This is a genomic window from Pseudoalteromonas sp. SR45-5 (assembly GCF_014163565.1).
Lineage (GTDB): Bacteria > Pseudomonadota > Gammaproteobacteria > Enterobacterales > Alteromonadaceae > Pseudoalteromonas > Pseudoalteromonas distincta.
In genome coordinates this window covers 1-4,793 of the sequence record NZ_JACJDN010000301.1, presented here as the reverse complement: position 1 = coordinate 4,793, position 4,793 = coordinate 1, and the positions used below count along the sequence as shown (strand labels likewise).

Below are 4,793 nucleotides of genomic sequence, written 5' to 3'. Positions count from 1 at the left end.
TATACCCTCAGCGTTTTTTATTTCCGCTATTTATAGCTTATCCATAAAGTTCACAATGTACTTTGCAATCTCAACTGGTTTTTCTTCAACACTAAAGTGTCCTGAATCGAGTAAATGTATTTCAGCGTTCGGTACATCTTTTAAATATGCTTTAGCGCCTGCGGCTATAAACGCAGGGTCGTTTTTACCCATACAATTAATGTTGCTGGTTGGTACTTGCGTAAATAAGCTTGCCATTTAGGGTAGTCGAGAAGGTTATTGTAGTAATCTTGTAGCAATTGTACTTGAATTACTCTATCGGATTTAGTTTGTAAAAAGTGAAGATCGTGCGTCCAGCTATTAGGGCTCATTACTTCTGGGTTACTTTGTACGTCTCGTAAATATTGCTTATTAATAATGGCTTTATTAGACGTGAACGAATAAATTTTATCACTCTGCGCTTGTGATTTGTCCTCATTCGCGGCTTTAAAAAAGGCTTGCCTCGGTAGGGTTAGCCCCTCTAAATACGCATTACCATTTTGTACAATAAGTGCATCAAGTTTATTTGGGTTATTTAACAACATTCTAAAGCCCACAGGAGCTCCAAAGTCGTGTATATAAAGGCTGTAGCGCTTTACTTTAAGTGTTGTTAGTAATCCTTCAACGTATTGAGCTAGAAATTAAAAAGTATATTTTTGAGTTTTTGGGTTTGGGCGTGCGCTATAACCAGAGCCTAAATAATCAGGTGCAATCACATGATAACGACCTGATAAGAGTGGGATCAATTCTCGGTAGCTGTGTGAAGACGACGGGTACCCATGTAAAAGTACAATGGTTTGCTTATGCTGCGCGCCAGCTTCTCGGTAAAATATCTTTTTACCGTTTACATTTGCATATTTGTAAGTGGTTTTTGAAGGCCATACTGCATCAGCGGCATATACTTGAGCGGTAAACGTAGATATTGAAACAAATAAAAACACAATAAATGAGACGATGTGAGCAGGTTTTACTTTAAGGCTTTTTTGTATATCTAGGTGCATTAGTAAACTCGTTATTTTTGGTAATGACGCTTTATTTATTTACCAGACCTATTATTTACACATTTATATTCAGATAATAACGTTGTAGTTTCACAGCAAAGAAGTGTACAGCAGGAGTAAGTGCAGCTTTGGACCTTACAAGATACTGATGAGCCAACAGTGGGCTAGGGCGTTAGCTCTTTATTGACCGCTTTTTTGTATTTGAAATAGCTTATTAAATAAACGGCTATTGGAATCGTTGGGCTTAAAAATATGTGAGGATGGAAATAGATACCGCGTTCGTCATATAGAAACACATATAACACGACCGCAAACGTTGAAGGTAAGGGGAAGATGATTGCACCGTGCCCAACAGCAGCAAATAGTGTCCACGAGAAAACACTAGGCCAAAGCACTGCTCTGATGTAAGCACCTTTATTAGTCGCTTTAGCCTTTTTAGCGTAATTACGTGAAACAAAATAAGATATTACCGTTGGAAACAAAGTTAAAATGATACTTAGCAGTATAAGCATAGTGATTCAATTCCTTTTGATATTATTTGCATAACCCAGTTTTTCACAATGTGTTAATTGGTTTGGATTAATACCGTTTTTAAAGCAGCAATTTGCTTAATTTCATCAGTTGTTAATGCTTGATATAACCTAGGGTAGGGCCAACCATAGCCCCATCTGAAAGTCGATGGTATATAAGGGCTGCCACCAAATCGAACTCCAGCAAGCATAATGTCCGCTATACTCGTTTCGCCGGCTTCAATAACACTGTTGCAAGGCTTTATCTGCTTCTAAACGTTGCCAATAAGTGCCACCTTGCCAGTAGGCGTAGTCGTGCGCTTTACAACATTCAAGCCACAACTTTTTATCTTTTGTGGTGCCGTACGGAAAAGCACTACAGCCATCTGATGTGAACGGTTTTATACTTTCAGCATTTACTGTATTACTTAATATGCTCAGTAAGACAATGGGACTGAAACGCATTATTTTCATGCGAAAGAGTGTATTAGTAAAATTATACATGATTCTAAGTGTTACTGTTTTAGTTACAAATAATAACACTTTAAAAAGTATAAAAAAGGTTTTTACTGTTTATAGACCGGTTATGCTTATATGATAATTTTGATTTAGAGCTTTGTGTTTAGATATTCTATGTGTTCTATTTTCTTCGCTAGTTGCGAGGTGTTAATACTAAAAGTGCTGGTTAAAAAATTTACTACAATATTAGATTAAGGTTTACACATGGTGTGTTGCATTTGTACTTTAGGAGAGGAGCTGTGCTAGAACAAATAGAAAATTGGATTGACGCTACAAATTTAAAATACAGTAGTCAAAAAGTGAGTTGTGATAAATTCAGTAATGAATTTTATGGGTTTTATCCTGCCGAGTTTTTAAAAAACGCGTATTACGTTGTTGTAGACCAAATACCAAAGCCAGACTTTGCGGGTCTGCGAGAAATGGGTTTAGGCGATTTTGTAGATATGGATGCAGCAGGTATCACGTATAAAAATACCTATTATCTACTTCCTGAGGTTGCAAAAGATTTGAGGGTTCATTTTCATGAGCTTGTGCATGTAGCGCAGTGGCTTAAACTTGGTCCAGACGCGTTTATGATGCGTTACATTAGCGAAATCCAACATGTAGGATATAACGACGCTCCGCTTGAAAAAATGGCATATGCGCTGGATACGCAATTTGCAAGTAAAGGCAATAAAATAGACGTGCTTAGGCACGTAGCCCAAACGCTGTAACTCAATTTTAGGTTTAAAGGAGTTTATATGTACAGAATTATTGGGTGTTTACTTACTTTAGCGTGTATTAATAGTAATGCAGCATCGTTTGAAGAAGATATTGTTTCAGCTCTGCTTGAGCGTACAACTCATGATGTGACTTACGACGGCGCTTATCGCTCTATTGGCTACCCTGGTGGGGATGTACCTAAAAATATAGGTGTGTGCACCGATGTAATAATTAGAAGTTATAGAAAGTTAGGTGTTGATTTACAGAAACTCGTGCACGAAGACATGCAAAAAAACTTTGCGCTGTATCCATCTAAACGTATTTGGGGCTTAACTAAGCCTGATAAAAATATAGATCACCGACGTGTTCCAAATTTACAAGCTTACTTTGAGCGCCATGCAAACGTATTGAGTGAATCCAACAAAGTGAGTGATTATAAAACCGGCGATATAGTAACGTGGATGTTACCAGGTAATTTACCTCATATAGGTATGGTGATTAATGAGTTATCTCAAGATACGGGTAACCCACTTATTGTGCATAATATAGGGCGTGGTCCGCAAAAAAGCGATATGCTTTTTGATTATAAAATTACCGGACATTACCGGTTCGTTCCACACTATTGATAAGTTTAATAAACGATAGATGTAAGTATTGATTTTTATTTCAGATCAATACTTACATTGCCATTGGGTTTACAGCAGCACAACAGTATTTCGCCTTCGCGTACAAACGCAAGTGGCTCTTCGTTATACTCAACACTGCCTGACACTAAAGTTGCTCTACAAGCGCCGCAATAGCCTTCACGGCATTGGAATGCGACGTCTATTTTCATGGATTCTAAGCAGTGTAGAAGAGAAGGGCAGCCAGCGATAAATTCTATACACTGGCTGTTTTCTGCAAGCGTTATGCTTGCAGTAGACTTGTCACTCATTATAAATCAAAATCACCAAATTCTGATGCATCAACTTGAGAGTCTATCTGACCAACAAGGTATGAGCTTATTTCTGCTTCTTGTGGTGCTACTTGCACGTTATCAGACACTAACCACGAGTTTATCCACGGGATAGGGTTACTGTTATTTTCAAACTGTGCTGGCAAGCCAATCGCAGTCATACGTGCATTGGTAATGTATTCAACGTACTGACATAAAATATGTTTATTTAAGCCAATCATCGAACCATCTTTAAATAAGTATTCGGCCCACTCTTTTTCTTGCTCTGCAGCATCAACAAACATTTTAATTGCTTCGTCGCGGCACTGGGCAGCAACAATCGCCATTTCTGGATCGTCCTTACCATCTTGCATGATGTTTAAAATATGCTGAGTACCAGAAAGGTGAAGTGCTTCATCGCGTGCAATTAGCTTGATGATTTTAGCGTTACCTTCCATTAGCTCGCGCTCAGCAAATGCAAACGAACATGCAAAGCTTACGTAAAAGCGAATCGCTTCAAGAATATTTACCGACATCATAGCCAGGTAAAGTTTCTTTTTAAGCTCAAATAAATTAATGATAACTGTTTTACCGTTAATCTCGTGTTTGCCTTCACCGTATAAGTTGTAAAGCGATACAGAGTTAATTAAGTCATCGTAGTATTTAGTTACGGCATCAGCACGTTCGCTAATTTTATCGTTGCTAACAATGTCATCAAAAATAAGCTCAGGTGCTTGTGTTACGTTACGGATAATATGCGTGTATGAGCGGCTGTGTATTGTTTCACTGAACGCCCACGTTTCTATCCATGTTTCAAGCTCTGGTAGCGATACAATTGGAAGTAGAGCCACGTTTGGCGAACGTCCTTGTACACTATCAAGCAGTGTTTGGTATTTTAAGTTGCTTAAAAATATATGCTTTTCGTGATCTGGTAATGCTTGAAAGTCTAAACGGTCTTTACTTACATCTACTTCCTCAGGACGCCAAAAGAAAGACAGTTGCTTTTCAATTAACTTTTCAAAAATTGGGTATTTTTGTTGGTCGTAACGAGATACGTTTACAGTTTGGCCAAAAAACATTGGCTCTTGCATTTGGTTATTATGGTTTCGG

General features: G+C 38.1%; 10 protein-coding genes. 2 read left to right on the top strand and 8 right to left on the bottom strand.

Translation table 11 applies throughout. The annotated features are described in order from the left end of the window. Positions 1-30: 30 nt before the first annotated feature. From H5072_RS21175 to H5072_RS21155, 6 genes are all read right to left on the bottom strand, one after another. Positions 31-192 (bottom strand): alpha/beta fold hydrolase, encoded by a 162-nt coding sequence (locus H5072_RS21175; protein ID WP_259395030.1) that lies wholly within the window; start codon positions 190-192, stop codon positions 31-33. Beyond that, positions 165-563 carry a hypothetical protein gene (locus tag H5072_RS21170; RefSeq protein WP_259395932.1) on the bottom strand — a complete coding sequence of 133 codons (399 nt, stop codon included), beginning with the start codon at positions 561-563 and terminating at the stop codon, positions 165-167. The genes H5072_RS21175 and H5072_RS21170 overlap by 28 nt, the downstream gene beginning before the upstream one ends. A gap of 96 nt (positions 564-659) precedes the next feature. Then, positions 660-1,019 carry an alpha/beta fold hydrolase gene (locus H5072_RS21165; protein WP_259395032.1) on the bottom strand — a complete coding sequence of 120 codons (360 nt, stop codon included), beginning with the start codon at positions 1,017-1,019 and terminating at the stop codon, positions 660-662. Between the two features lie 164 nt (positions 1,020-1,183). After that, positions 1,184-1,531, bottom strand: a complete 348-nt coding sequence (locus tag H5072_RS11970) for a hypothetical protein (protein WP_182693641.1) — start codon at positions 1,529-1,531, stop codon at positions 1,184-1,186. A gap of 53 nt (positions 1,532-1,584) precedes the next feature. Further along, positions 1,585-1,740, bottom strand: a complete 156-nt coding sequence (locus tag H5072_RS21160; RefSeq protein ID WP_259395931.1) for a hypothetical protein — start codon at positions 1,738-1,740, stop codon at positions 1,585-1,587. Positions 1,741-1,768: 28 nt separating this feature from the next. Next, complete coding sequence (locus tag H5072_RS21155) at positions 1,769-1,993, bottom strand: hypothetical protein (protein WP_259395930.1); 225 nt, start codon at positions 1,991-1,993, stop codon at positions 1,769-1,771. A 293-nt stretch (positions 1,994-2,286) separates the two neighbouring features. Between H5072_RS21155 and H5072_RS11960 the strand changes: the two genes are divergently transcribed. Continuing rightward, positions 2,287-2,760 carry a hypothetical protein gene (locus tag H5072_RS11960; protein WP_182693640.1) on the top strand — a complete coding sequence of 158 codons (474 nt, stop codon included), beginning with the start codon at positions 2,287-2,289 and terminating at the stop codon, positions 2,758-2,760. Positions 2,761-2,787: 27 nt separating this feature from the next. Then, a complete protein-coding gene (locus H5072_RS11955) occupies positions 2,788-3,375 on the top strand; it encodes a DUF1287 domain-containing protein (protein ID WP_024597260.1) in 588 nt (195 codons plus the stop codon). Positions 3,376-3,410: 35 nt separating this feature from the next. On the opposite strand, the gene yfaE is transcribed toward H5072_RS11955, so the two are convergent. Together yfaE and nrdB are read right to left on the bottom strand one after the other, a co-directional pair. Continuing rightward, the gene (yfaE, locus tag H5072_RS11950) at positions 3,411-3,683 is read right to left on the bottom strand and encodes a class I ribonucleotide reductase maintenance protein YfaE (RefSeq protein ID WP_039489790.1); all 273 of its coding nucleotides are present in this window, start codon (positions 3,681-3,683) and stop codon (positions 3,411-3,413) included. Then, positions 3,683-4,793 (bottom strand): class Ia ribonucleoside-diphosphate reductase subunit beta (nrdB, locus tag H5072_RS11945; protein WP_259395929.1); only part of this gene is annotated, 1,111 nt, incomplete at its 5' end. The genes nrdB and yfaE, both read right to left, overlap by 1 nt.

Bases quoted from the DNA above. Each gene is read 5' to 3' on its own strand.
- H5072_RS21175 (WP_259395030.1), bottom strand. From the start codon at position 192: ATGGGTAAAAACGACCCTGCGTTTATAGCCGCAGGCGCTAAAGCATAT.
- H5072_RS21170 (WP_259395932.1), bottom strand. From the start codon at position 563: ATGTTGTTAAATAACCCAAATAAACTTGATGCACTTATTGTACAAAAT.
- H5072_RS21165 (WP_259395032.1), bottom strand. From the start codon at position 1,019: ATGCACCTAGATATACAAAAAAGCCTTAAAGTAAAACCTGCTCACATC.
- H5072_RS11970 (WP_182693641.1), bottom strand. From the start codon at position 1,531: ATGCTTATACTGCTAAGTATCATTTTAACTTTGTTTCCAACGGTAATA.
- H5072_RS21160 (WP_259395931.1), bottom strand. From the start codon at position 1,740: ATGCTTGCTGGAGTTCGATTTGGTGGCAGCCCTTATATACCATCGACT.
- H5072_RS21155 (WP_259395930.1), bottom strand. From the start codon at position 1,993: ATGCGTTTCAGTCCCATTGTCTTACTGAGCATATTAAGTAATACAGTA.
- H5072_RS11955 (WP_024597260.1), top strand. From the start codon at position 2,788: ATGTACAGAATTATTGGGTGTTTACTTACTTTAGCGTGTATTAATAGT.
- yfaE (WP_039489790.1), bottom strand. From the start codon at position 3,683: ATGAGTGACAAGTCTACTGCAAGCATAACGCTTGCAGAAAACAGCCAG.